Here is a 26,575-nt window from a genome sequence, read left to right as displayed (position 1 = left end):
CCATTATGAAAACCAAGTTCTTGCTCGACGAAGATCAGATGCCGACGCACTGGTACAACCTGCAGGCCGATTTTCCCGAGCCACTCCCGGAGGTTCTGCACCCGGGAACAAAACAACCGGTGGGTGCGGCAGACCTGGAACCACTGTTTCCGCCATCGCTGATCGAACAGGAAATGACGACAGAGCGGGAGGTGGAGATTCCCGAACCCGTGCGTGATGTCTACCGGATGTGGCGGCCAGCCCCGATGTTCCGGGCGCATCGGCTGGAGAAAGCGCTCGGCACACCGGCCAGGATTTTCTACAAGTATGAGGGCGGCAGCCCGGCCGGCAGTCACAAACCCAATTCGGCCATTCCCCAGGCGTTTTTCAATCGCGAAGCGGGTACACGGCGGCTGACTACCGAAACCGGTGCAGGCCAGTGGGGCACCTCTCTGTCGTTTGCCGGCTCCCTGTTCGATATGGATGTAACCGTCTTCCAAGTTCGGGTGTCCTATAACCAGAAGCCCTATCGCCGGGCGGTGATGGAAACCTACGGTGGCCAATGTGTGGCATCACCCTCTGACCTGACAGAGTTTGGTCGTAAGGTGCTGGCGGAGAATCCGGACCATACCGGCAGCCTGGGTGTGGCCATTTCCGAAGCGGTCGAACTGGCCGTTCAGGACCCGCATACCAAATATGCACTGGGGTCGGTGCTGAACCATGTGTTGTTGCACCAGACGGTGATCGGCCTGGAGTCCATGAAGCAGATGGAAATGGCGGATTGCTGGCCGGATGTCATTGTCGGCTGTACCGGTGGTGGTTCCAACTTTGCCGGCATTGCCTTCCCGTTCATGGGCCATGCGTTGCGAGGGGGAGAGAAGTCACGGATTGTGGCGGTGGAGCCGTCTGCGTGCCCGACGTTGACCCGCGGGAAGTACGCTTACGATTACGGTGATACAGCCCAGATGACGCCGCTGACCAAGATGCACACGCTGGGGGCAGGTTTTACCCCACCGGGTTTCCACGCCGGCGGTCTGCGTTATCACGGCATGGCGCCGATGGTGTCGCACGCAAAGGAGCTGGGGCTGTTCGACGCGGTGTCTTATACCCAGCGCGAGTGTTTTGAGGCAGGCGTGCTGTTCGCCCGGCATGAGGGCATTGTCCCGGCCCCCGAGGCCAACCATGCGGTTAAGGGCGCTATCGATGAGGCCTTGCGTTGCAAGCGTGAAGGCAGGGAAGAAGTGATCCTGTTCAACCTTTGCGGGCACGGCCATTTTGATATGGCGGCCTACACCTCGTACTTCGCCGGAGAATTGAGCGATCACGAGTACAGTGAACAGGAAATGGCCATGGCGTTGTCCGGATTGCCATCCGTCGGCGCCTGACTATTCCCTGAGACCTGGCCGGAACACCGTTCCACCAATCGCACCGATACTCAGTCCGCCTCAGTGGTGTGGGGCGGGCAGTGATGCGCTTCAACGACAGTACCGTCATCCACACTCTCCAGATGCACATCAAAGCCCCATAACCGGTGCACGTGTTTCAGTACCTCGTCGGTTGCGGGGCTCAACGGCACCCGGTCTACCGGTATGTGACGGAGGGTCAGAGACCGGTCACCCCGCACATCCACGCTCCAGACCTGAATGTTCGGCTCGCGATAGCTGAGGTTGTACTGGCGCGCCAGTTTTTCGCGTAGGGTTCGATACCCGGGATCGTCGTGAATTGCGGTGATGGTGTAGTGGTCTTCCTGATCATCGTTCTCGATGGCAAACAGCCTGAGATCACGCATCACTTTCGGTGACAGGAACTGCTGGATAAAGCTTTCATCCTTGAAATTGTGCATGGCGAAATGCAGGGTCTTCAGCCAGTCTGTGCCGGCAATGTCCGGAAACCACTCCCGGTCTTCATCGGTGGGGTGTTCGCAGATCCGTCGAATATCGGTGAAGATGGAAAACCCCAGGGTGTAGGGGTTGAGGCCGGAATACCACGGGCTGTTGAACGGCGGCTGGTAAACCACCGCCGAGTGGCTTTGCAGGAACTCCAGCATGAAGCCATCGTTCACCAGCCCCTTGTCGTACATCCGGTGCAGCAGCGTGTAGTGCCAGAAGGTTGCCCAGCCCTCGTTCATCACCTGGGTCTGGCGTTGTGGGTAGAAGTACTGGGCCAGCTTGCGCACAATGCGCACCAGCTCCCGCTGCCAGGTTTCCAGCAACGGTGCGTTCTTCTCAATAAAGTACAGCAGGTTTTCCTGGGGTTCTTCCGGGTACCGTGGCCGGCGGTGAACCGGGTCGTCATCGCCTTCGGCTCTGGGAATGGTGCGCCACAGGTCGTTGATGCGACGCTGCTCGTAGTCTTCTCGTTCTGTCTGTCGGCGGGCTTCCTCGGCGGCGGAAATCGGTGCAGGGCGTTTGTAGCGGTCAACGCCGTAGTTCATCAGGGCGTGGCAGGAATCGAGTATTTCTTCTACCGCATCTACGCCATGGCGTTCCTCGCACTCGGAGACGTAGTTCCGGGCGAACACAAGATAATCGATGATGGCACTGGCGTCGGTCCAGGTGCGGAACAGATAGTTGCCCTTGAAGAACGAATTGTGGCCATAGCTGGCGTGCGCAATCACCAGCGCCTGCATGGGCAGGGTATTCTCTTCCATCAGATAGGCGATGCAGGGGTTGGAGTTGATGACAATCTCGTAGGCCAGACCCATTTGCCCGCGCTGATAGCCCTTCGAGGTTTGCAGAAACTGCTTGCCGAACGACCAGTGGTGATAGCCCACGGGCATTCCAACGGAGCTGTAGGCGTCCATCATCTGTTCGGCCGTGATCACCTCGATCTGGTTCGGGTAAGTATCCAAACCAAACTCGGCAGCGCACGTGGCAATCTCTTCGTTGTATTTCTGGATCAGCTCAAACGACCACTCCGAGCTGGTGGAAATGGGCGTGCCTGCCCGGGGTTGTTCGTTCTCCGGTGCGTTCGGGCGATCAATCAGGCTACTCATGCCGCTTTCCTCTCGAACAACTGTCTGAAGACCGGGTAAATATCGCCCGGATCGGCAATCTGCTGCATGGCGAAGCACTGAGGGAACTGTTCCATGATTCTCTCGTATTCGTACCAGAGCATCTGATGGTCCTGCGGCGTAATCTCGATGTAAGAGTAGTACTGCACCAGAGGCAGTATCCGCTCGGACAGAATCTTGCCGCAGACCGGCGAGTCGTCGTTCCAGTTATCGCCGTCCGATGCCTGGGCGGCGTAGATGTTCCATTCCGCCGGCGAGTATCGGGCCTCGACAATCCGGTGCATCAGCTTCAGGGCGCTGGAGACAATGGTGCCCCCGGTTTCCCGGCTGTAGAAAAACTCTTCCTCATCCACTTCCTTGGCGCTGGTATGGTGCCGGATAAACACCACCTCGATTTTCTTGTAGTTCTTTTTCAGGAACAGATACAGCAAGATGAAAAAGCGCTTGGCGATGTCCTTGTGCATCTGGGTCATGGAGCCGGACACGTCCATCAGGCAGAACATCACTGCGCTGGTGGCGGGTTTGGGCTGCTTCAGGTGTTGGCGGTAGCGCAGATCGATCTCGTCGATAAACGGAATGCGCTTCACGTTGGCTTTCAGCCGCGCAATTTCCTCTTCCAGAACTTTTATCTGGTCCTCGTGGCTAAAGGCCGGATCAAGCTCTTCCGGGGCACTTTTCAGCGCCTGCAGCTGCTGTTCCAGATCCCGGATCTTTTTCTTGCGTGCTCCGCCGAGCCCCAGCCGGCGGGCATGGGCTCCCCGAAGAGATCGAACCACATCCAGCTTGGCAGGAACGCCCTGGGTGGTGAAGCCGGAGCGAACATAGCTGAACGCTTCTGTGTCTTTCAGTTTTTTCCGGGCCAGGTTGGGTAGCTCCAGATCGTCGAACAGAAAATCGAGGAATTCTTCCTGGGTGATCTGGAACGCGAATTCGTCCATACCCTCGCCGTCGGGACTGGCCTGACCTTGTCCCTGGCCCTGACCACCGCCGCCCTCGGGCTTGGGGATGGTGTCGCCAGCCACCCATTCCTGGTTGCCGGGGTGCACCACCTCGTGTCGGCCCCCCTGGCCATGGTGGAAAATCGGTTCGTCGATATCCCGGGCGGGAATACTTACCTTCTCGCCCCGTTCGATATCGGTGATGGAGCGCTTCTGAACCGCGTCCGACACCGCTTTTTTGATGTGGTGGCGGTACCGGCGCAGGAACCGTTCCCGATTCACTGCGCTCTTGTTCTTGCCGTTCAGTCGCCGGTCAACAATGTGGGTCATTCCCATGGTACTGCTCCCGCTGCCGTTAATGGGATTTCCGAACTCGCAGATACCACTCGGCCAGCAAGCGAACCTGTTTCTCGGTGTACCCGCGGTCAACCATGCGTTCCACAAACTGCTTGTGCTTTTTCTGGTCTTCCTGGCTGGCTTTCGGGTTGAAGGAGATGACCGGCAGCAGATCTTCGGTGTTCGAGAACATCTTCTTCTCGATCACGCTGCGCAGCTTTTCATAGCTAAGCCAGGACGGGTTCTTGCCCCCGTTGTTGGCCCTGGCTCGCAGCACAAAGTTGACCACCTCGTTGCGAAAATCCTTCGGGTTGGAAATGCCCGCCGGTTTCTCGATTTTTTCCAGTTCGTCGTTGATGGAGGAGCGATCCAGAATTTCGCCGGTTTCCGGGTCCCGGAATTCCTGATCCTGAATCCAGAAGTCGGCATAGGTAACGTAGCGGTCGAACAGGTTCTGGCCATATTCGCTGTAGCTTTCCAGGTAGGCGGTCTGGATTTCCTTGCCGATAAACTGAACGTAGTGAGGTGCCAGATATTCCTTGATGAAACGCAGGTATTTTTCCTGCAGCTCCGGCTGGAACTGTTCCTGTTCGATCTGCTTTTCCAGCACGTACAGCAGGTGGACCGGGTTGGCGGCTATCTCGGTGGTGTCGAAGTTGAACACTTTCGATAGGATCTTGAAGGCAAACCGGGTGGAAAGGCCGTCCATGCCTTCCATTACGCCGGCGGTATCCCGGTACTCCTGGATAGATTTGGCCTTGGGGTCGGTGTCTTTGATGCTCTGGCCATCGTAGACCTTCATTTTGGAAAAGATGCTGGAGTTTTCCGGCTCTTTGATCCGGGACAGTACCGAGAACTGCGCCAGCATATCCAGGGTGTCTGGTGCGCAGGGGGCGCCGGACAGGGAGCTGTTCTTGAGCAGTTTCCGGTAGATTTCGATCTCTTCGGTCACCCGCACGCAGTAAGGCACCTTGACGATATATACCCGGTCAAGGAAGGCTTCGTTGTGCTTGTTGTTGCGGAAGGTCTGCCATTCGGATTCGTTGGAGTGGGCCAGAATGACCCCGTCGAAGGGCACCGAGCCCATGCCCTCGGTGGTGTTGTAGTTGCCTTCCTGGGTCGCGGTCAGCAAGGGATGCAGCACTTTGATCGGCGCTTTGAACATCTCCACGAATTCCAGAAGCCCCTGATTGGCTTTGCACAGGCCACCGCTGAAGCTGTAGGCGTCCGGGTCATCCTGGGAGTAATCCTCCAGCATCCGGATGTTCACCTTGCCGACCAGCGCCGAGATGTCCTGGTTGTTGTCGTCGCCAGGCTCGGTTTTGGATACCCCGATCTGATCCAGCACCGAGGGATAGCGTTTAACCACACGGAACTGGCTGATGTCACCCCCGAATTCATGCAGGCGCTTCACGGCCCAGGGCGACATGATGTTCTTCAGGTAACGCACCGGAATGCCGTACTCCTCTTCGAGGATCGGGCCATCCTCGCCAGGATCAAACAGGCCCAGAGGGCTCTCGTTCACCGGTGAGTCTTTGATGGCGTAAAACGGCACCTTCTGCATCAGCGCTTTGAGTTTTTCCGCCAGGGAGGATTTGCCTCCGCCAACGGGGCCAAGCAGGTACAGGATCTGTTTTTTCTCCTCCAGACCCTGGGCGGCGTGCCGGAAAAACGACACGATATTCTCCACGGCGTCTTCCATGCCGTAGAACTCGTCGAATTCCGGGTAACGCTTCATCACCTTGTTGGAAAAGATGCGTGACAGGCGGGGGTCACGGGAGGTATCGATCAGTTCTGGTTCGCCGATGGCAATCAACATCCGCTCGGCGGCCGTGGCGTATGCCGTTGGGTCCTGTTTGCAGATCTCCAGGTATTCCTCAAGGGAGTATTCCTCCTCCTGTGTCTGGTCATACCGGTTTTTGAAGTGCTGCAGAATACTCATAGATAGCCCCTCGCTTACTCGTGCCTGTTATAAAATCACGCAATGTCCCCGTTGCTGTTTCGCCGCCTGTCCCGGCGGGGTTTCTGGTTGCTGGAATGAATGGGATGGTGTTAAGCAGGTATACGTTATCCGGGGTGTTCCGGCCTGCTTATTTTTGAGCTTAGTTCAGACTTGGAGGGTTGGACAGTTGGCTGTCCAATTAGCTTCATTAAATTGTGGTAGGGGGCGGAGAGCCCGGGCTCTCCGCAAAAATCTTACTTCTTGACCAGCGTGAAGACGCTCTCCGAGGCGCCGTTTCTGAGGCCTTTGCGCTTGGCGAACGGGTTGTCCCGGGCCATATCCCGCGTCAGTACCTGAGTGATTTCGTAATCCTCCTGATAAAGTTCGAATACCTCGCTGTCACTGACATTGAAGGGAGGCCCCTTCATTTCCGTGCTGTCATAGTCGAGGGTGATCAGCAGGATTTTCGTACCGTCCGGAATAACCGCCGTCAGGTGGTCCACATAGCTTTTGCGAAGCTCCGGTGGCAAGGCAATCAGCGCGGCCCGGTCGTACACCAGGCGAACGTGCTTGAGGTCATCCGGCGCCAACTGAAAAAAGTCGCCACACCAGAGCTGCAGGTCGTCGTGGCTGAAGGTTGTGAAGGGCTCGCCCGGATGCACCCGGGCTTTCTCCCGGGCTTCCTCGAAAAAGTCTTTGCACGCAATCTCGCTTAATTCCACGCCGATAACCGGATGCCCCCGGTCGTGCAGCCACCACATATCGTGAGCCTTGCCGCACAATGGCACGAGCACTGCCTCAGTACCCTGGCCGGCCAGCTCGGCCCAGTGATCGTGCAGATACTGGTTGACGCTGCCCTCGTGGAAGCCGATTTCGTCTTTTGCCCAGCGTTCGTGCCAGAATTCGTGTTCCATAAATAGCCTCCCTGAATTTGGTCTTTTCCAGCAGTCTACCTTAATCTCTGGGGTCTATGAGTCAGGAGTAAAGTATGAGAGCTGTTTTTCTGGATGCCGCAACACTGGGTGATGATGTGGATCTGAGCCCGATTGAGCAGGTGACCGGCGGGCTTGCCTGTCACCCGCGCACCGCCCCTGAGCAGGTTCTTGAACGGATTCAGGGCTTTGATACGGTGCTGGTCAACAAGGTTTTACTCACGCGGGAACACTTTGAGGCCTGCCCGGAACTGAAAACCATCGCGGTGGTGGCGACCGGGCTCAACAACATCGATCTTGAGGCGGCCAGGGCCCACGACATCAAGGTGATGAATGTCACCCACTATGGCCGCTCCACCGTGGCTCAGCACACCATGGCACTGATTCTGGCGCTCGCGACCCGGTTGCTGGATTACAACCGGGATGCCCGCAATGGCAGCTGGGCCCGGAGTGATATGTTCTGCCTGATGGATCACCCGATCATGGAGCTGGAAGGTAAAACCCTGGGTATTATTGGCTACGGCGATCTGGGCCAGGGCGTGGCCGAGCGGGCCAAAGCGTTTGGCATGAACATCGTCCTCGGCTGCCGGCCCGGCCAAGAGCCCGGCGACGTGGATGGCTACCCGCGAATTCCGCTGGACGAACTGTTGGTGCAGGCCGATGTCCTGTCACTGCACTGCCTGCTGACAGAAGAAACCCGCAACATGATTGGTGCCCGGGAACTGGGTTTGATGAAGTCTTCGGCGTTGCTGATCAACACCAGTCGGGGCGGCTTGGTGGATGAAGCAGCGTTGGCTGACGCCCTGCGCAATGGCGATATCGCTGGAGCCGGCTTTGATGTGCTGACTGAAGAGCCGCCCCGAAAGGGTAACCCGCTGCTGGCGGATGATATCCCCAACCTGATTGTTACCCCACACTCGGCCTGGGCCAGCCGCGAGGCGCGGCAGCGGATTGTGGAGATTACCGCGCGGAATCTGGCGAGCCGGCGTCACAAATAGTGTCGTTCCGGGTTGTTTACTGGCAGTTGCCTGATAAGCTTGAAGAAACGCTGACAAGCAGGATGTTATGTGGCTTCCACCCAGATGAAAGAGCGGCTTCAGGCCGCTGAAGACTGGATACTCTCCAACGCTAACCCGCCGCAAACCTGGCCTTGGACCTGGCTTTATAAAACCGCGCGGTCGGCCTATGCGCTGATCCGCGATGTGATCAGCGGCCAGCTCACTTTGCACGCCATGAGCCTGGTTTACACCACGTTGCTCAGCATCGTGCCGTTGCTGGCTTTGAGCTTCTCGGTGCTGAAGGCCCTTGGCGTACACCAGCGCATGGAGCCTTTCCTGTTTCAGTTTTTCGAGCCGATGGGCCCGCAGGGTGTGGAGGTGGCCGAGCGGATTTTGGGTTTTGTCGATAACATGAAAGTCGGTGTGCTGGGTTCGGTCGGCCTGGCATTGCTGGTGTATACCGTGATTTCCCTGGTGCAGAAGATCGAGCGCTCGTTCAACATGATCTGGCGGGTGCCGGAAATGCGCTCCATGGCCCAGCGGTTCAGCAACTACCTGAGTGTCATCATGGTCGGGCCTTTGCTGATGGTGTCGGCTATCGGCGTGACCGCCACCATTTTCTCCTCGGAAGTGGCCCAGGACCTGATGGCCATCGAGCCGTTTGGGTCGCTGATTGTGCTTGCCAGCCGGTTCACGCCGTTCTTTCTGGTGGTGGGCGCTTTCACCTTTGTCTACATTTTCATTCCCAATACCCGGGTGAAGCTGCGTTACGCCTTTATCGCGGGCCTGGTGGCAGGCGTGTCCTGGCAGGCAGCCGGTATGCTGTTCGCGTCTTTTGTGGCGGGTTCTGCCAAATATGCAGCGATCTATTCCGGTTTTGCTGTTGGTATCATTCTGCTGATCTGGACCTATCTGAACTGGATGATTCTGTTGCTCGGTGCGAGCCTGGCGTTTTATCTGCAGAATCCGGGTTCTGTAGCCAAGCGCCGCAACGTTCAGCAGGCGCCGGAATTGCAGGAGCGTGTGGGGCTGGCCCTGATGTGGATGGTTGCTCAGCCGTTCAGCCGTGGCGAGCCCGCCCCCCAGCAGGAGTCGCTGGAGCAGCAGTTACGGATTCCCGGCGAAGTGACCCGCAGTATCAGTGACAAACTGATTCGGGCCGGTTTGCTGAATCTTGCAGGCCGTGATGGTGATCAGCTGGTGCCCGGGCGCTCGTTAAACCTGATTACCATAGGGAGCGTGCTTCGGGCGGTCAGAAACGATGAGGATCGCGTGGTGAATCGCCTGCCAACCGGTGCCTTGCCGAAAGCCCTCGTCGACCTGGTTCCGGCCAGTGACGACGTCAGTTTCGCCAGTCTGCTGGGGGGCGATGCGGGCGCGGCAACCGATGGCGGGCGAGGAACGTGAATCACCCGTTCACTTGAGAGGATTTGCCGTCCTGAAGCATCCTGAGCAGTGCCGTCCGCACCCGGCCCAGTTGCTCGGGAGAGAGGTGGACGATTTCCAGCAGGTGCTCTTCCGGGAGGTTTCTCTGGCGGGCATGGCGTAGTACTTCGCGGGTGCCCAGCAGCAAACCGTCCGTCAGCGCCGTGTGCGCCTGCCTGGGGGCTGGTCGTTCTGCCGACAGTAACCAGGCGTGGTACTTGGGCGGCAGGTTCCAGATGTTGGCCAGCAGCTGGCATGTCGTCCACTGGTAGCGGGAGAGTGCGGTTTTCAACAGGGCCGGCGAGGGCTCACTGCCGGAGCCATGGGTACGGCAGATACGCCCGAGTTCCCGGCGGAGGGTAATGTACGCCAGCGCCGGCAGCAGCCCGGCCATAAAGTGGGCGCTGGTATCGTCTTTGTGAATTCCGGCAATCATCTCGGCGGCCCGGGCGCAGGTGAGGCCCCAGCGCCAGGCCCGTTGCGCAAAGAGCGCCTCACGGCTATTGCGGGCGGCCATCATGGGGCGCATGACAGCTGCGGCAATCACGTTACGAATACCGTCTACCCCCAGAACGAACACCGCCTGGTCCACCGTTTCGATAACGTGGTCGCTGAGACGGAAGTAGGGGCTGTTGGCGATTTGCAGCAACTGGTCGGTCAGTGACGGGTCGTCCAGAATGATGCGGGTGAGTTCTTTGCGGTCCGTGGCCTCGTTGGATAAAGCCCGCATCAGCATTGGCAGGCTGCCGGGTTTTCTGGGGAGCTCTTCCATCTCGCTGAGATTCAGGCGTCGTTCCAGCTCGGCCAGCTCCTTCTGGTCGCCGTCGGTAAACCGACGAAGCCGGGTGGGGGCTGCGTCCAGTAGCCAGCTGAACAGGTGCTCCTCGAGCTGGCCGACAATCTCGCGTTCTGCCCCGCTCGACTCTGTTTGTGCGGCTGCGCCGGCAGGATTCAAAAGCCGGGTTTCAGAGGCAGCCCGGGGTGGGGCCGAGTTGGCGCTGAACAGGCTTGCTATCCAGGAAAAAAAGCCCGGCATTCCGTGCCTCCGAGTAGTGTGTATAGAAAGTCGACTGGTGCCACGGGCAGTATAGTAGCGTTATGCAACCCTGCACAGCCCTGACGATTATCAGAAAAAGGCCTCGCCGAAGACGAAAACCAGTTGGCAAATACCGGCCACCATACCCAGGAAGGCGCCCACAAGGATCAGCTTGATTTCATCCTCCTGGAAGCAGGGCCTCAGCAGGTCCTGAAACTCCTCCGAGGACAGCGCGTTCATCCGTTCTACCATAATGGACTCCACCGCACGTGCCCGGTCCCGTTCGAAGACGGGGTTGTTGAACGAGCTTTGGGAAATCTCAATGGCTTTCTCACCTACCTGGTTTTTCAGCGTGGCAAAACCGGTGGGGCCAAAGGCCATCTGGGTCAGGGCTTTACCCATGCCCGCAGTCTCGTCAACCAGCGGTTTGATGTGCTTCTTGACCATGTTGCGGGCGCGTTCGCCTTTGGGGCCATCCATAATGCCGTTGATAATGTTGCCAACGGTCAGGATTTCGTGCGTCACGATATGGCAGAAGGATTCCGCCACTTCCGGTTGGCGCTTCAGGAACAGGCCCTGAATGCGAAGCGGGCCGACTCTGTGTTCATGCAGGGGGCGGAAGATCACGTTCAGGGCAATCCAGTTGGTGGCCCAGCCCACCAGCAGGCCAAACAGGGGCAACACCCAGATAGCCGGGTACAGGTACCAGACGCCCATCTGAATAAGGCCGAACAGAAAACCGAAGTACAGGCCGGAATTAATGATAAATCGGAACTCCACATTGCCGCACTCAAGGAAGATCCGGTTGAGCAGTTTTTTGTCACGGGCCAGGCGTTCGATCACCATGCCTTTGATATCGAGCAGATCTTCGATGTTGTCCGAAATATCTTCCACCAGATTGTCCACCAGCTGGGGCGTGGACTTGCGTACCCGGTCATAGACCATTTTGCGGGCCGAGGCCGGCAGGTTCTCCCAGAACGTAGGGTACTCACGCAGCATCAGTTCATCGACATACTCTTCAACTCTGGGGTCGACGCTGTAGATGATGTGGGCGGCAAGGACTTTGGGGTCAATCTGCTCAAAGATTTCCTGAACGGTACCGATTTTGGCAATGGTCGCATCGACGCTTTTGGCGGCCATTTTCCGGGCTTTGGAAGGAATAATGCCCTGCCAGCCCAGCAGGGGGGGCTTACCGATAAACTCCAGGGGATAGAACGTCATCTTGATGGCGAGCCAATTGGTGGTCCAGCCGATGAGGGCGGCAATCACGGGGATGCTGAGGTATTGCCAAAATTCCGGATTGGTCAGTAGGTTTGTCATCCATGGCTCCGCAGGGTTTTGGAAAGCCCTACCGCAACCGGCTGCTCGTGTGTCGGTGGTAGCTTCGGGCTTTTTTGTCAGACAAGAATAATGTTGATCGCCCCCGAGTCTGTCAATGACTGGGATGCCAGTACGTGACGCCATGAATAGTCACCCGACTGTCTCAGGTGCCGATATCCCCCCAGAGCCACTGGCACAGGGCAATGGCGGCAACCGGTGCGGTTTCGGTGCGCAGCACCCGGGGGCCCAGGGCTACCGGCAGGAAGCCGTGGCTCTCGGCCAAAGCGATTTCCCCGGCACTCAGGCCGCCCTCGGGGCCGATCATCAGGGCGACGCCCGATGGCTTTTTAAGGGTGTTCAGGGAGTGTTCGGTGCGGTGGTGTAGCACCAGGCGCAGGTCGAAGGCCTGTGCGTAGTCGAGCCACTGCTGCACGGTCATGACCGGCTGTATTTCAGGAACCCTGGCGCGGCCGCACTGTTCGGCCGCGCTGATGGCAACCTGTTGCCAGTGGCGCAGGCGCTTGTCTTCCCGGTCGCCTTTAAGCTTGACGTCGCAGCGCTCGGTGGTCAAAGGAACGATGTCGGTCACGCCCATTTCCACCGCTTTCTGGACGGCGTAGTCCATGCGGTCTCCTTTGGACAGGGTCTGTGCCAGAACCACTCTGAGGGACGATTCCGTGTGGTTGTCAGTCGCGCCGGTAACTTCCACTTCTACGTGCTTTTTGCCCGCCTCGGTGATCGCGGCCAGGTAGTCCTGCCCGTCACCATTGAAGAGCCGGAGCTCCTGGCCCGCCTGCATACGCAAAACACGGCCTACATGGTTGGCGGCGTTGTCGTCCAGCGAGCACAGGCTTCCGACAGCCAGCGGGCTGTCGGTGTAAATCCGGGGGATTCTCATGGGTGGTGCTCTCAGTCCTTGACCGCGATTTCGATGCCTTCGGTGGCCACCTGGCCCAGGTGCCGGATCTGTTCTTCGGTGATGACGTAAGGTGGCATGAAGTACACAACGTTGCCAAGCGGTCGCAGCAGGGCCTGCCGGGTCAGTGAGTGCTTGTATACCTTGATGCCGCGACGTTCCTGCCACGGAAACGGCGTTTTGCTGGCCTTGTCTTTGACCATTTCAACCGCCAGTGTCATGCCGTGCTGGCGAATATCCCCAACGTTTGGATGGTCAGCCAGATGGGCCACCGATTCCCCCATGCAGCGCGCCAGTTGGCGATTGTTTGCAATGACGTTTTCATCGCGGAAAATGTCCAGCGTTGCCAGCGCGACGGCGCAGCCGATGGGGTTGCCCGTGTAGCTGTGGCTGTGCAGGAAGGCCCGCATGGTTTCATAGTCGTCGTAGAAAGCGTCGTAGACATCATCGGTCGTGAGCACCACAGACAGCGGCAAATAGCCGGCGGTCAGCCCTTTGGACAGACACATGAAGTCCGGAGTGATGCCGGATTGCTCGCAGGCAAACAGGGTGCCGGTGCGGCCAAAGCCGACCGCGATTTCGTCGGCAATCAGGTGCACGCCGTAGCGGTCGCAGGCTTCCCGCAGTTTGGTGTGGTAAATGGGATGGTGCATACGCATACCACCGGCGCACTGAATCAGCGGCTCCACCACCACGGCGCAGATTTCGTCGTGCTTTTCGGCCAGCAGTGCGTCCATGGCCTCGAACTGGCGGAGCGCGTATTCTTCATCCGTCTCGCCAGCTTCCTTGTTAAAGGCATCTGGCGATGGTGCGGTGAGCACTTCCATCAGCAGCGGCTGGTAGGTGTCTTTGTATAGCGCGACATCCCCCAAAGCCAGAGCGCCCAGCGTCTCGCCATGGTAACTGTTGCTGAGGTTGACGAAATTTTTCTTGGCCGGCTTGCCGTGGTTTTTCCAGTAGTGGTAGCTCATTTTCAGGGCGGCTTCGATGGCCGATGAGCCGTTGTCTGCGTAGAAACACTTGTTCAGCCCCTCGGGGGTCACTTCAATCAGCCGCTCTGACAGGTTCACGACCGGCTCGTGGCTGAACCCGGCCAGGATGACGTGTTCCAGCTGGCCAATCTGTTCCTGAATGGCAGAGTTGATGCGGGGGTTGGCGTGACCAAACAGGTTCACCCACCAGGAGCTGACGGCATCGATGTAACGGTTGCTCTCGAAGTCTTCCAGCCATACGCCTTCGCCCCGTTTGATGGGGATCAGGGGCAGGGATTCGTGATCTTTCATCTGGGTGCACGGATGCCACACGGATTTGAGATCCCGTGCGACCAGATCGGCATTGCGCATTTTTCTCTCCTGTCAGCTGTCCGGCCATTTCCGGGGGCGTCAAAACCCTCCCATGATACTTGTCAGAGCGATGCCTTAACAGCGTCCAGAGTGTGAACTGGTCGCGCTGGCCTGCTTGCCATGGTGGCGTGCCCGTCTGGCCAATGTGGCCGGCTGCGCCTGCCGTAACAATACGCCCCGAATAACAATCGGAGATAGCTAATGGAACTCAATCTGGAACATCCCTACGAGCGCGGGCTTGAACAGGTGATCGAGCGGTTTTTCGACGAGACCCACATCCGTCGTAAAAATGACCAGCTGGGGGCCCGGAATCTCGAGGTGACGGAGCTGAAGAAAGACGAGGCCGCCGCCAAGCTGGTCATTGAGCGGGAGATGCAGGCTTCAGCGCCGGTGCCTGGTGTGCTGTCCGGTTTTCACCGGGAGTGGAATCGGGTGCGCCAGGAGGAGCACTGGTTCCGGAAAGACGATAACGAGTGGCACTGCGAGTTTCGGGTTCGCATCGAGGGTGTTCCGGCGCGGATAAAAGGCGTTATGCGGCTGTTGGGCAATGGTGAGCGGTGTATCAACTACGTGAATCTGTCGGTGTTATGTGACGTGCCGTTTCTGGGGAGGAAAATTGCGAAATTTCTGGCGGATGACTCCCACGCCAAGATTGAGCGTGAGTATGCTGTCATCCGCCAGTTGCTCTGAGTGCGAGTTTTAATGAGCCAGTACCCGGGATAGAAATGCCTGGGTGCGCTCATTCTGGGGGTTATCGAAGACGTCGTCCGGTTTGCCTTCCTCGACAATCTGGCCTTCGTGAATGTAGATCACCCGGTCGGCCACTTCGCGGGCAAAGCCCATTTCGTGGGTGACCACCATCATGGTCATACCTTCCCTGGCCAGCTCGCGCATGACATCCAACACTTCACCGATCATTTCCGGATCCAGTGCCGAGGTGGGCTCATCAAACAGCATGAGCCTTGGCTCCATGGCCAGGGCTCGGGCAATGGCCACCCGCTGCTGCTGGCCGCCGGAAAGCTGGCTGGGGTACTTGTCGGCCTGGTTGCCGATGCCTACGCGTTCCAGCAGGCGTTCGGCGGTCGCGTTGGCAACCACCTCCGGAGCCCTTTTTACCTTGGTAGGAGCCAGCATGATGTTCTTCTTCACGGTGAGGTGAGGGAACAGGTTGAACTGCTGGAACACCATGCCCACTTCTTTACGGATCTCCGTCAGCGCTTTCTGGTTACCGCCTTTGGGGGCCAGTGGCTGTTTATCGACTTCCAGGGTGCCAGACTCGTATTCTTCCAGCCCGTTGACGCAGCGGATGAGTGTGGACTTGCCTGAGCCGCTGGCGCCGATAATCACCACAACCTCGCCCTGCTCGACAGTAAGGTCAATGTTCTTCAGGACATGCAGTTTGCCGAAGTATTTGTTCATGCCCTTCATTTTTACGATTTGTGTCATGCTCGGGCTCCTCAGGCAGACGCAACGCCGCGACGTTCAAGCAGTCGCAGAATCAGGGATAAAGACAGCGTAATTGCCAGATACATGAGCGCGACCACGAAATAGACCTCGAAGGCCGTAAACGTGTTGGCTATGTAGACCTGGCCCTGTCGAACCAGTTCGCCCACGCCGATGACCGAGAACAATGAGGTATCCTTGATACTGACAATTGCCTGGTTGCCCAGAGGCGGAATCATTCGACGAAAGGCCTGTGGCCAGATAATGGTCCAGAAGGTTTGTGGGCGCGACAAGCCCAGCGATAAACCGGCTTCGGTCTGGCCTTTATCAATGGACTGGACGCCACCGCGGACGACTTCCGAGATGTAAGCGCCGGAGTTCAGCGCAATCGCGGCGATCCCCGCCGTTAATGGGTCGATAGGGCCGCCGATCAGGTCGGGCAGACCGTAGAAGATAAACAGCACTTGCACCAGAATGGGCGTGCCGCGAAAAATTTCGATGTAGGCAGTTGCCGGCCAGCGCATCGCCCGATGCTTGTTGATGCTGAGCAGGCCGAACACAATGCCCAGAATAAAACCGATGGCCAGGCCACCGAAGGAGATCATCAGGGTATAGGGAATACCCTTGGCCAGGTAGGGAATGGAATTGATGGCCGCCTGCCAGTCAAACTGAAACTGGAATTCCACAGTGTATTTCTCCGTTGGGTTGGGAGGAATCAACCGGGGCATTGTGTGCCCCGGCCGGTTCGAGTGGCGGGTTACTTACCTTCAGGCATCGGGCCGAACCATTTTTCGTAAATGGTTTTATAGGTGCCGTCTTCCATAATGTCTGCCAGGGCCTCGTTGACCGGGCCAACCCATTTGCTGCCGTTTTTCAGGGCGATGCCGTACTGCTGGCCTTCATACAGAGGGCCGACGGTTTTGACGCGGCCTTTGCCTTTGGTGCTGGCAAAGTAGCCTACGTTGGGGGCATCGTAGAACACTGCATCGACCGCACCGGACATCAGCGCCATGTACATATCGGAGCTGCCAGGGTAGGGCGTGACGCCGTCGTTCTCATTCAGGCTCTTGGTAAGAAAGTCATAGCTGGTGCTGCCGATTTTGGTGCCTACCTTCATACCTTCGAGGTCAGACATTTCATCGACTTCGTCGTTGTTCTGGCTGACCAGGATGCGCAGGCCGGAATCGTAGTACGGATCGGAGAAGTCGACGATTTCCTCACGTGCTTCGGTAATGGTGATGCCGGCAATGGCGATATCCACGTTACCGGTTTGCAGGGCAGGGATAATGCCGTTGAAATCCATGGTGTTCAGGTCGATTTCAAAGCCGGCGCGGTCGGCGACCTCGCGGATGATCTCCATGTCGAAACCGATCATTTCACCGGTTTCCTGATCCATCATTTCAAAAGGAACGAAGCTGGGGTCTGTTACCACCCTCAGGGTTTCTGCCGTCACGGATGTTGCGGCTACCGACAGTGCCACACCGGCGCCCAGTGTTTTCAACCATTTGGTGCTCATGCTTTCTCCTTTCTGTTTTTATGCTCCGGATGCCGGTTACGGCAGTCTGAGTGCACGAAATCTTCGTGCATTCACAAGAGCGTTTACGGGGATGCATCAGCGACAGTTTAGACCAAGACGACAGGAATTTCAGGAAATCAGGTGTTTATGAAATACGAGAGGAGCTGGCGCTCCTCTCGTTCATGGCTCAAAAGGCGATTTTTTCACGATCACCAATGCCCAGGTTTTTCCAGATCGAGAGACTGGGCTCCGCCTGGTTCAGGGTATAGAAATGCAGGCCTGGCGCGCCTGCCTTCAGCAGTTTCTCGCACATATCGGTGACGACATCTTCACCGAATTTGCGAATGCTGTCGGTGTCATCGCCATAAGCCTCCAGCTGTTTGCGAATCCAGCGAGGAATCTCGGCCCCGCACATATCGGAGAACCGCACCAGACTGGAGAAGTTGACGATGGGCATAATGCCCGGCACCACCGGAATGGTGACACCCATCTGCTCCAGCCGGTCGATGAAGTAGAAGTAGCTGTCGGCATTGAAAAAATACTGCGTGATGGCGCTGCTGGCGCCGGCCTGTACTTTTCGTGCGAAGTTCTTCAGATCTTCTTCGGCGTTACGGGCTTGCGGGTGAAACTCCGGGTAGGCCGCCACTTCAAGATTGAAGTGGTCGCCACTGTGTTCCCGGATGAATTCCACCAGCTCATTGGCATACCGTAATTCGCCGGACGCGCCCATGCCCGAGGGCAGATCGCCCCGCAGGGCGACGATCCGGTTGATGCCATTCTCCCGATACAGATCCAGCAGCTCACCAATTTCCTGGCGGGTACCACCCACGCAGGACAGGTGGGGGGCTGTGGATATGCCCTGTTTGTGCAGGTTCAGCACGGTTTCAATGGTGCGGTCCCGGGTTGAACCACCGGCTCCGAAGGTGACCGAGAAAAAATCCGGATTCACCTCGGCCAGCCGGTTACGAACCGCTTGCAGCTTCTCCTTGCCCAGGTCGGTCTTGGGCGGGAAAAACTCGAAGCTGAAGCGGCGTTTAAACTGCTTTTGCGATTCCATGCTCGTATCCGATCAGTACCTGTAGCTTTCCGGCTTGTACGGGCCTTCAACCGGTACACCGATGTATTTCGCCTGGTCCGGCGTCATCTTGGTGATCACGCCACCAAAACCTTCCACCATGGCCCGGGCGACTTCCTCATCCAGCTGTTTAGGCAGCACCTGCACGTAAACACCTTTGCTTTTGGAGTCCTCGGGAAGGTCGGCAAACTTGCGCTCGAACAGGTACATCTGGGCCAGTACCTGGTTGGCAAACGAGCCATCCATGATCCGGGACGGGTGACCGGTGGCGTTACCCAGGTTCACCAGGCGGCCTTCGGACAGCAGGATCAGATGATCGTTGGCCGCTTTGTCACGGTAGATCACGTGAACCTGGGGTTTGACCTCGTCCCACTCCCAGTTCTTGCGCATATAGGCGGTATCAATCTCGTTGTCGAAGTGGCCGATGTTGCACACCACCGCACCGTTTTTAAGCGCCTTCAGCATATTGGCGTCACACACGTTCACGTTGCCGGTGGTGGTCACCAGCAGATCGGTGGTGGCCAGCAGTTCGGTGTTGATGCCTTGCTCGGTGCCGGTGTTCACGCCGTCGATGTACGGGGACACCACTTCGAAGCCGTCCATGCACGCCTGCATGGCGCAGATGGGGTCAGCTTCGGTGACCTTCACAATCATGCCTTCCTGACGCAGGGACAGGGCGGAGCCTTTGCCTACGTCACCGTAGCCGATCACCAGCGCTTTCTTGCCGGACAGCAGGTGGTCGGTGGCACGCTTGACGGCATCGTTCAGGCTGTGGCGGCAGCCATACTTGTTGTCGTTCTTGGACTTGGTCACCGAGTCATTCACGTTGATGGCCGGAATCTTCAGAGTGCCGTCCCGCAGCATTTCCTGCAGACGGTGAACGCCGGTGGTGGTTTCTTCAGTCACGCCATGCACGTTGTTGATGATTTCCGGGTATTCGTTATGCAGCAGTTCGGTCAGATCGCCGCCATCGTCCAGGATCATGTTCGGCTGCCAGCCGTCCACGTCGGCACCCACGGTTTTGTGCAGGCACCACTCGTATTCCTCGTCGGTTTCGCCTTTCCAGGCAAAGACCGGGATACCCTGGGCCGCGATCGCTGCAGCCGCCTGGTCCTGGGTTGAGAAGATGTTGCACGAAGACCAGCGCACATCGGCACCCAGTTCCACCAGCGTCTCGATCAGCACGGCAGTCTGTATGGTCATGTGGATGCAGCCCATGATGTTCGCGCCTTTCAGCGGCTGCTCCGCTTTGTACTTTTCGCGAAGCTTGATCAGCGCGGGCATTTCGCCTTCGGCAATCTTGATTTCCTTGCGGCCCCAGTCTGCGAGGGTGATGTCGCGAACTTTGTAGTCCTGGAAATCGTTCAGTTTTTCAGCCGGAGTGCTCATGTATTTCTCCTGTCAGTTTGGTTTGGGCTTATCCGATGGCAATGGATACGCCCACGAATTCCGAATGGCCTATCAGATACCGGCAGCGTCTTTGAGGGCGTCTGCACGATCGGTTTTTTCCCACGGGAACGCAGTGAAGGTTTTGCCACCGACGGTCATCTCGTGAGGGTCGCGGCCAAAGTGGCCGTAAGCTGCTGTCGCCCGGTACATCGGGTGCAGCAGGTCCAGCATATTGGTGATGGCATAGGGGCGCAGGTCGAAGTGCGCGCGTACCAGGTCGATGATCTTGTCGTCGCTGATCTTGCCGGTACCGAAGGTGTTCAAAGAAATGGAGGTCGGTTGCGCGACACCGATGGCGTAGGACACCTGAATCTCGCACTTCTCTGCCAGGCCAGCGGCAACAATGTTCTTGGCTACGTAGCGGCCGGCGTACGCGGCGGAACGGTCCACCTTGGACGGGTCTTTGCCGGAGAACGCACCGCCACCGTGGCGTGCCATGCCGCCGTAAGTGTCTACGATGATTTTGCGGCCGGTCAGGCCACAGTCGCCTACGGGGCCGCCGATCACAAATTTGCCGGTCGGGTTAATGTGGAACTGGGTGTCTTTGTGCAGCAGCTCCGCCGGAAGCGTGTGTTTGACGATAAGCTCCATGACAGCTTCTTTCAGGTCGGCCTGGCTGACATCCGGATCGTGCTGGGTCGAGAGCACGATGGCGTCAATGCCGGCCACCTTGCCGTTTTCGTATCGGCAGGTCACCTGACTCTTCGCATCCGGGCGCAGCCAGGGCAGCAGGCCGCTGTTCCGGGCCTCAGCCTGGCGCTGAACCAGTCGGTGAGAGAACGTGATGGGGGCCGGCATCAGAACGTCGGTTTCGTTACTGGCATAACCGAACATCAACCCCTGGTCGCCCGCGCCCTGGTCTTCAGGCTTCTGTCGATCCACGCCCTGGGCGATGTCCACAGACTGTTTGCCAATGATGTTGATCACACCACAGGTGTCGCCATCGAAGCCCACTTCGGAGGAGGTATAGCCGATGTCTTTGATCACACCCCGAACGAGGTCTTCAAGATCGACCCAGGCGCTGGTGGTGACTTCGCCACCAACGATGGCAACACCGGTTTTGACCATGGTCTCGCAGGCCACACGGGCGTGCGGATCTTTAGTGAGAATCGCATCCAGCACTGCATCGGAGATCTGGTCGGCCAGCTTGTCCGGATGGCCTTCGGACACCGATTCAGAGGTGAAAATATTGTAGTCAGACATAGGTGTGCTCCTCTTGAGCGATTACAAATTCGTACCGGCCCCGTCCTGGAAGACCTGCCGGATGCCTTTGGTTTTTATTAGGGGCATACGTACAACTACCTACGCCCATATCAAAAAGTTTTGATATTCGTGCTGCCGTTCGGAATTACGCTGCTTCAGCGCTTTTCCAGAATTCTCTGACCTGTACCTGGAAGCCGTTGCGCAGGCCGATAAACAGTTGTTCGCCGGCGGTCAGACCAGCTTCGCTGGCCCAGGCGGTCAGCTCCTCGGGCTCGAAGCCCAGCCACAAGTCACCACAATTTGCCTTGGCCCAGTCCTGATCGTGGCTGCACAAGTCGCTGACAATCAGGCATCCGCCGCTATTCATCAGTGCTGCCGCATCCAGGAAAATATCGGCCGGGCTGGGCACATGATGCAGCACCATGTTCGCCACAATCAGGTCAAAAGCATCGCCCCGGGCCAGCAAGGTGTCGGTTACACCTTCAATCAGGTCGACGTTGTTCAGACGCTCATCAATGCAGGTGCGCGTGGCTTTGGCGAGCATATCTTTACTGTTGTCCAGGCCGACAACGTGCCCGAATAATTCCGACAGCACCGGCAGGAACCCGCCTTCGCCGGGGCCGATTTCCAGAACTCCCTGCCATGACTGGCGGGCGGCCCGTTTGCGGATGAGTTCCGCCGTGGGCTCGGCATACAGGTCAAAGGCCGCAATCAACTCCTGCTGCTCCCTGAACTGCTCGGAATGGCGGGAGAAAAAGGCCTGGGACTGCGCCGCCCGCTGCGCCCGGACAGCTTCAATTTTTTCTTGCAGCGCTCGTGGCAGGTTGACTCTGTCTACCGTTTCAAAAATCTGCCGGATGGCCTGGTCGGCCAGCTTGTCGCTGTCCAGATTCAGCGGGCGCCGATAAAAGATGGCATTGCCCTCACGCTGGGGTTCTACCAGGCCGGCTTTATGCATCACCTTCAGGTGATGGCTCATGCCGGATTGGCGCATATCAAACATCTGGCTCAGCTCTAGCACTCCGAACGTGTCCCGGCGCAGTACCCGTAAAATCTCCAGCCGCAGCGGATCTCCGCTCGCTTTGAAGACCGGTGCCAGCGCTTCCACAGAGGGCAGCTCGTTTGAATGTGCATTTAGTGAACTCATGGAGCAGGAGTGTAGGGGGGTTCGGTTGGTTGATCAATAGCCATATCAAAATTTTTTGATATAGTTTTATGACTTCTGTGAAATCAGTCAGTTTCGACGTTTTGTGCCTCCGCCATCGGAAAACCACTACATCTGGATTTGCCCCGGCGTACCCTAATCGGCGAAAATACGCGCCTTCTTTTTGAGCAGTTTTTGCAGCTTGAAGTCTTTTCCTGAAAAACACTGGAGAATTGTCAATGCCGTCCCGTAAAGATCTCGCCAACGCCATTCGCGCGCTGAGCATGGATGCGGTTCAGAAAGCCAAGTCCGGCCACCCGGGTGCGCCCATGGGTATGGCGGATATCGCCGAGGTGTTGTGGAACGATTACCTCAGCCACAACCCGGCCAACCCCCAGTGGGCCAACCGTGACCGCTTCGTGCTGTCTAACGGCCATGGCTCCATGTTGCAGTACTCCCTGCTGCATCTGAGCGGGTACGACGTAAGCATTGACGACATCAAGAATTTCCGCCAGCTGCACTCCAGGACCCCGGGGCATCCGGAGTACGGTTACACGCCGGGCATCGAAACCACCACCGGCCCGCTGGGGCAGGGCATTGCCAACGCCGTTGGTTTCGCCGTTGCGGAAAAGGCCCTCGCCGACCAGTTCAATCGTCCGGGACATGACATTGTCGATCACTACACCTATGCCTTCCTGGGTGACGGTTGCCTGATGGAGGGTATTTCCCACGAGGTTGCCTCTCTGGCGGGCACCCTGGGCCTGGGCAAGCTGGTGTTCTTCTACGATGACAATGGTATCTCCATTGATGGGGAAGTCGACGGCTGGTTCACCGACGACACACCCCGGCGCTTTGAGTCCTATGGCTGGCAGGTGATCCCCAACGTCGACGGTCATGATTCTGACGCCATCCGCGCGGCCATCGAAGCCGCCCGTGCAAACACTGCACAGCCCACCATCATTTGCTGCAAAACGGTTATTGGCTTCGGTTCTCCCAACAAGCAGGGCAAAGAAGACTGCCACGGCGCGCCGCTGGGTGAGGATGAAATTACCCTGACCCGCGAAGCTCTGGGCTGGCAGCATGGTCCGTTTGAAGTGCCAACTGAAATCTACGCGGCCTGGGATGGCAAAGAAAAAGGCGGTGCCGCCGAGAGTGCGTGGAACGAAAAGTTTGCGGCCTATGAACAAGCCGAGCCGGAACTGGCAGCGGAGTTCAAGCGGCGCATGGCGGGTGACCTGCCGGCCGACTTCGCCGAAAAAGCTCAGGCTTACATCCAGGAATGCCAAGACAAGGGCGAGACCGTTGCTTCACGCAAAGCGTCTCAGAATTCTTTGAACGCCTATGGCCCGCTGCTGCCGGAATTGATGGGCGGTTCGGCCGACCTGGCTGGCTCCAACCTCACCATCTGGTCTGGCTGTAAAGGCCTGACCAAAGAAGACGCGTCCGGCAACTACATCTATTACGGTGTACGTGAATTCGGCATGGCGGCGATCATGAACGGCATCGCCCTGCACGGTGGTTTCGTACCCTACGGCGCGACCTTCCTGATCTTCATGGAATACTGCCGGAATGCCGTGCGCATGGCGGCGCTGATGAAGCAGCGCTCCATCTTTGTCTTCACCCATGATTCCATCGGCCTGGGCGAAGATGGTCCGACCCACCAGCCTGTCGAGCAGCTGGCCAGCCTGCGCACCACGCCGAACATGAGCACCTGGCGCCCGGCGGACACAGTGGAATCTGCGGTGGCCTGGAAGGCGGCGTTGGAGCGTAAAGACGGGCCGACGGCCATGGTCTTCTCCCGCCAGGGTCTGCCGCACCAGCAGCGTGATACCGAACAACTGGCTAACGTAGCCAAGGGTGGTTACATCCTGTCTGACAGCGAAGGCACGCCGGAGTTGATCCTGATTTCCACCGGTGGCGAAATCGGTCTGGCCCAGGACGCTGCGGCCAAGCTGCGTGAACAGGGCAAAGCCGTGCGCGTGGTGTCCATGCCGTCTACCGATGTGTTTGATACCCAGAGTGCAGCCTACAAGCAGCAGGTACTGCCGCTGGAAGTGACCAACCGGATTGCTATCGAAGCGAGCATCGCCGACTACTGGTACAAGTACGTGGGCCTGGATGGCCGTATCGTGGGTATGACTACCTTTGGTGAGTCGGCCCCGGCCGGTGACCTGTTCAAGGAGTTCGGCTTCACCGTCGACAACATCCTTGAAGTTGCCAACGAACTGCTGGACGCCTGATGACCAACTCAACGCCGTTTCGCATCGCCATCAACGGTTACGGGCGCATTGGCCAGTGCGTGTTGAGGGCACTTTATGAAAACGGCTATCGCGACCACCTTCAGGTAGTCGCGATAAACGAGTTGTCGGATATCGACACCATCGCCCATCTCACCAAATACGATTCCACTCATGGGCGGTTTCACGGTGAGGTGGCGGTTGATGGCGACCATCTGGTGGTTAATGGCGATCGCATTCGCGTGTTGCGCCATCCAGACCCGGTCGAACTGCCCTGGCGGTTGCTTGATGTAGATCTGGTGCTGGAATGTTCCGGCGCCTATTCCGACCGGACTACGGCCGGGAAACACATTGAAGCCGGCGCCCAGCGTTTGCTGTTCTCGCAACCGGGCGATCCGGATGTCGACCGCACCGTGGTTTTCGGCATTAACGACGGGGACCTGGATCGCCAGGACAGGATTGTGGCAGCGGGCTCCTGCACCACCAATTGCCTGGTGCCGGTTATTAAAGTGCTGGATGATGCCTTTGGCGTGGAGCAGGGCAGCACCACCACAATTCACGCGGCCATGAACGATCAGCCAGTGATCGACGCGTACCACCATCAGGACTTGCGCCGCACCCGCAGTGCGCTGCACAACATCGTGCCGGTCGACACCGGTCTGGCGCGGGGCATCGAGCGTTTGTTACCGCACATGGAAGGCCGGTTCAGCTCGGTTGCCATGCGCGTTCCTACCTTGAACGTCTCTGCGATCGATATGGTGGTGAACGTGCGCACGGCCACCGACATTGCCGCCGTCAATGAAGTCCTGAGCGGAGCCGCCAAAGGCCCGCTCTCGGGTATTCTGGGGTACACCGACGAGCTGCTCGCCAGCTCCGACTTCAACCACGACTCCCATTCCGGTGTTGTGGATGGGGGGCAGACCCGGGTAACCGGTGGCACCATGGTAAAAGTTTTGTGCTGGTTTGATAACGAGTGGGGCTTTGCCAACCGAATGCTGGACGTCAGCAGAACCTGGTTGAGCAAGGCCTGACAGAATGCAGGGAATCCGGCCCGCCGGAGCGGATTCCCGCCAAGTTTGATCCTGAACCCATAACTACGGAACCTGATTATGGCCATCAAAAAAATGACTGACCTGAACCTTGCCGGCAAGCGGGTTCTGATTCGTGAAGACCTGAACGTACCGGTCAAAGACGGCAAAGTCTCCAGCGACGCCCGCATCCGTGCCTCGCTGCCCACCATCAAAGCAGCCAAAGACGCCGGCGCCAAAGTCATGCTGATGTCCCACCTGGGCCGCCCGGAAGAAGGCGTGTACGACGAAGCCTCCTCCATGAAGCCGGTGGCCGAGCACCTGAGTACCCTGCTGGGCCAGGAAGTCCGCCTGATCAAGGATTACCTGGGCGGCGTTGAAGTGGCCGACGGTGAAGTGGTGTTGTTCGAAAATGTCCGCTTTAACAAAGGCGAAAAGAAAGACAACGAAGACCTGGCCAAACAATACGCCGCCCTGTGCGACGTCTACGTGATGGACGCCTTCGGCACCGCGCACCGCGCCCAGGCCTCCACCCACGGCGTGGCCAAATTTGCCCCCGAAGCTTGTGCAGGCCCGCTGCTGGCAGCCGAGCTGGAAGCCCTGGGTAAGGCCCTGGACAACCCGGCCAAGCCGGTGGTGGCCATCGTTGGCGGCTCCAAAGTCTCCACCAAACTGGACGTACTCAACGCCCTGGAAAACGTGTGTGACCAGATCATCGTCGGTGGCGGTATCGCCAACACCTTCCTGGCCGCCGCCGGCCACCCGGTAGGCAAGTCCCTGTGCGAACACGACCTGATCGACACCGCCAAAGACATCGCCAGCCGCGTGGAAATCCCGCTGCCGGTGGATGTGGTAGTCGCCAGCGAATTCGCTGAAACCGCCACTGCCACCACCAAAAACATCTCCGACGTCAGCGACGACGACATGATCCTCGATGTAGGCCCGGAAACCGCCGGCCAGTTTGCCCAGTTGCTGAAAAGCGCCAAAACCATCCTGTGGAACGGCCCGGTCGGGGTGTTCGAGTTTGACCAGTTCGGCAACGGCACCAAGGCACTGGCAGACGCCATCGCCGAAAGCGACGCCTTCTCCCTGGCTGGCGGCGGAGATACCGTTGCCGCCGTTGACAAATACGGCGTAGCTGACAAGATCTCCTACATCTCCACCGGTGGCGGCGCGTTCCTCGAATTCGTGGAAGGCAAAACCCTGCCGGCAGTAGCCGTATTGGAAGAAAGAGGCGAATAATCCAGTTGCCGCCCCAAACCGGCGGCAAAGCACAACGCCAAAATCGCAAGGAGGGTGGGG

At 58.1% G+C, this 26,575-nt stretch carries 22 protein-coding genes; 7 read left to right on the top strand and 15 right to left on the bottom strand.

The features are described from left to right. Window positions 1-5: 5 nt before the first annotated feature. Complete coding sequence (locus tag ACP2AU_RS12990) at window positions 6-1,364, top strand: TrpB-like pyridoxal phosphate-dependent enzyme (RefSeq protein ID WP_426376631.1); 1,359 nt, start codon at window positions 6-8, stop codon at window positions 1,362-1,364. A gap of 50 nt (window positions 1,365-1,414) precedes the next feature. Here ACP2AU_RS12990 and ACP2AU_RS12985 read toward each other — a convergent pair whose 3' ends face one another. From ACP2AU_RS12985 to tmpT, 4 genes are all read right to left on the bottom strand, one after another. Next, window positions 1,415-2,974 carry a SpoVR family protein gene (locus ACP2AU_RS12985; protein WP_426376630.1) on the bottom strand — a complete coding sequence of 520 codons (1,560 nt, stop codon included), beginning with the start codon at window positions 2,972-2,974 and terminating at the stop codon, window positions 1,415-1,417. Then, entirely contained in the window at window positions 2,971-4,266 is a 1,296-nt protein-coding gene (locus ACP2AU_RS12980) for a YeaH/YhbH family protein (protein WP_426376629.1), read from the bottom strand. The genes ACP2AU_RS12985 and ACP2AU_RS12980 overlap by 4 nt, the downstream gene beginning before the upstream one ends. A 19-nt stretch (window positions 4,267-4,285) precedes the next feature. Further along, window positions 4,286-6,208: a PrkA family serine protein kinase gene (locus tag ACP2AU_RS12975; RefSeq protein WP_426376628.1), complete on the bottom strand. Its 1,923-nt coding sequence runs from the start codon at window positions 6,206-6,208 to the stop codon at window positions 4,286-4,288. A gap of 254 nt (window positions 6,209-6,462) precedes the next feature. After that, entirely contained in the window at window positions 6,463-7,122 is a 660-nt protein-coding gene (tmpT, locus tag ACP2AU_RS12970) for a thiopurine S-methyltransferase (RefSeq protein ID WP_426376627.1), read from the bottom strand. A 74-nt stretch (window positions 7,123-7,196) separates the two neighbouring features. On the opposite strand from tmpT, the gene ACP2AU_RS12965 reads away from it, so the two are divergent. Further along, window positions 7,197-8,138 carry a D-2-hydroxyacid dehydrogenase gene (locus ACP2AU_RS12965; RefSeq protein ID WP_426376626.1) on the top strand — a complete coding sequence of 314 codons (942 nt, stop codon included), beginning with the start codon at window positions 7,197-7,199 and terminating at the stop codon, window positions 8,136-8,138. Between the two features lie 69 nt (window positions 8,139-8,207). Beyond that, the gene (locus tag ACP2AU_RS12960; RefSeq protein WP_426376625.1) at window positions 8,208-9,545 is read left to right on the top strand and encodes a YihY/virulence factor BrkB family protein; all 1,338 of its coding nucleotides are present in this window, start codon (window positions 8,208-8,210) and stop codon (window positions 9,543-9,545) included. Window position 9,546: 1 nt separating this feature from the next. Here ACP2AU_RS12960 and ACP2AU_RS12955 read toward each other — a convergent pair whose 3' ends face one another. The 4 genes from ACP2AU_RS12955 to ACP2AU_RS12940 form a co-directional block, all read right to left on the bottom strand. After that, complete coding sequence (locus ACP2AU_RS12955) at window positions 9,547-10,599, bottom strand: HDOD domain-containing protein (RefSeq protein WP_426376624.1); 1,053 nt, start codon at window positions 10,597-10,599, stop codon at window positions 9,547-9,549. Window positions 10,600-10,689: 90 nt separating this feature from the next. Continuing rightward, window positions 10,690-11,919 carry a hypothetical protein gene (locus ACP2AU_RS12950; RefSeq protein WP_426376623.1) on the bottom strand — a complete coding sequence of 410 codons (1,230 nt, stop codon included), beginning with the start codon at window positions 11,917-11,919 and terminating at the stop codon, window positions 10,690-10,692. A 163-nt stretch (window positions 11,920-12,082) separates the two neighbouring features. Next, a complete protein-coding gene (locus ACP2AU_RS12945) occupies window positions 12,083-12,817 on the bottom strand; it encodes a 16S rRNA (uracil(1498)-N(3))-methyltransferase (protein ID WP_426376622.1) in 735 nt (244 codons plus the stop codon). A gap of 11 nt (window positions 12,818-12,828) precedes the next feature. After that, window positions 12,829-14,178 carry an adenosylmethionine--8-amino-7-oxononanoate transaminase gene (locus ACP2AU_RS12940; RefSeq protein ID WP_426376621.1) on the bottom strand — a complete coding sequence of 450 codons (1,350 nt, stop codon included), beginning with the start codon at window positions 14,176-14,178 and terminating at the stop codon, window positions 12,829-12,831. A gap of 201 nt (window positions 14,179-14,379) precedes the next feature. Here ACP2AU_RS12940 and ACP2AU_RS12935 point away from each other — a divergent pair, with 201 nt between their 5' ends. Further along, on the top strand, window positions 14,380-14,868 hold the full coding sequence (locus tag ACP2AU_RS12935) for a DUF2505 domain-containing protein (protein WP_426376620.1): 489 nt from the start codon (window positions 14,380-14,382) through the stop codon (window positions 14,866-14,868). A 9-nt stretch (window positions 14,869-14,877) separates the two neighbouring features. Here ACP2AU_RS12935 and ACP2AU_RS12930 read toward each other — a convergent pair whose 3' ends face one another. The 7 genes from ACP2AU_RS12930 to ACP2AU_RS12900 form a co-directional block, all read right to left on the bottom strand. Then, a complete protein-coding gene (locus ACP2AU_RS12930) occupies window positions 14,878-15,624 on the bottom strand; it encodes an amino acid ABC transporter ATP-binding protein (protein WP_426376619.1) in 747 nt (248 codons plus the stop codon). An 11-nt stretch (window positions 15,625-15,635) separates the two neighbouring features. Beyond that, a complete protein-coding gene (locus ACP2AU_RS12925; RefSeq protein ID WP_426376618.1) occupies window positions 15,636-16,307 on the bottom strand; it encodes an amino acid ABC transporter permease in 672 nt (223 codons plus the stop codon). A 71-nt stretch (window positions 16,308-16,378) separates the two neighbouring features. Further along, window positions 16,379-17,137, bottom strand: a complete 759-nt coding sequence (locus ACP2AU_RS12920; protein WP_426376617.1) for a transporter substrate-binding domain-containing protein — start codon at window positions 17,135-17,137, stop codon at window positions 16,379-16,381. A gap of 187 nt (window positions 17,138-17,324) precedes the next feature. Continuing rightward, window positions 17,325-18,194, bottom strand: coding sequence for a methylenetetrahydrofolate reductase [NAD(P)H] (gene metF, locus ACP2AU_RS12915; protein ID WP_426376616.1), 870 nt, complete (start codon window positions 18,192-18,194; stop codon window positions 17,325-17,327). A gap of 12 nt (window positions 18,195-18,206) precedes the next feature. After that, window positions 18,207-19,601, bottom strand: coding sequence for an adenosylhomocysteinase (ahcY, locus tag ACP2AU_RS12910; RefSeq protein ID WP_426376615.1), 1,395 nt, complete (start codon window positions 19,599-19,601; stop codon window positions 18,207-18,209). Between the two features lie 72 nt (window positions 19,602-19,673). After that, on the bottom strand, window positions 19,674-20,864 hold the full coding sequence (gene metK, locus ACP2AU_RS12905) for a methionine adenosyltransferase (protein WP_426376614.1): 1,191 nt from the start codon (window positions 20,862-20,864) through the stop codon (window positions 19,674-19,676). 145 nt (window positions 20,865-21,009) lie between these two features. Then, window positions 21,010-22,011, bottom strand: a complete 1,002-nt coding sequence (locus tag ACP2AU_RS12900) for an ArsR/SmtB family transcription factor (RefSeq protein WP_426376613.1) — start codon at window positions 22,009-22,011, stop codon at window positions 21,010-21,012. A gap of 236 nt (window positions 22,012-22,247) precedes the next feature. Here ACP2AU_RS12900 and tkt point away from each other — a divergent pair, with 236 nt between their 5' ends. From tkt to ACP2AU_RS12885, 3 genes are all read left to right on the top strand, one after another. Continuing rightward, entirely contained in the window at window positions 22,248-24,248 is a 2,001-nt protein-coding gene (gene tkt, locus ACP2AU_RS12895; protein WP_426376612.1) for a transketolase, read from the top strand. Beyond that, the gene (locus ACP2AU_RS12890) at window positions 24,248-25,276 is read left to right on the top strand and encodes a type I glyceraldehyde-3-phosphate dehydrogenase (protein ID WP_426376611.1); all 1,029 of its coding nucleotides are present in this window, start codon (window positions 24,248-24,250) and stop codon (window positions 25,274-25,276) included. The genes tkt and ACP2AU_RS12890 overlap by 1 nt, the downstream gene beginning before the upstream one ends. A 78-nt stretch (window positions 25,277-25,354) precedes the next feature. Next, window positions 25,355-26,515 (top strand): phosphoglycerate kinase, encoded by a 1,161-nt coding sequence (locus ACP2AU_RS12885; RefSeq protein ID WP_426376610.1) that lies wholly within the window; start codon window positions 25,355-25,357, stop codon window positions 26,513-26,515. The last annotated feature ends 60 nt before the right edge of the window (window positions 26,516-26,575 follow it).

The sequence above is a fragment of the Marinobacter sp. VGCF2001 genome (assembly GCF_049943275.1).
GTDB lineage: Bacteria > Pseudomonadota > Gammaproteobacteria > Pseudomonadales > Oleiphilaceae > Marinobacter.
This window is presented reverse-complemented; position numbering and strand designations above follow the sequence as displayed.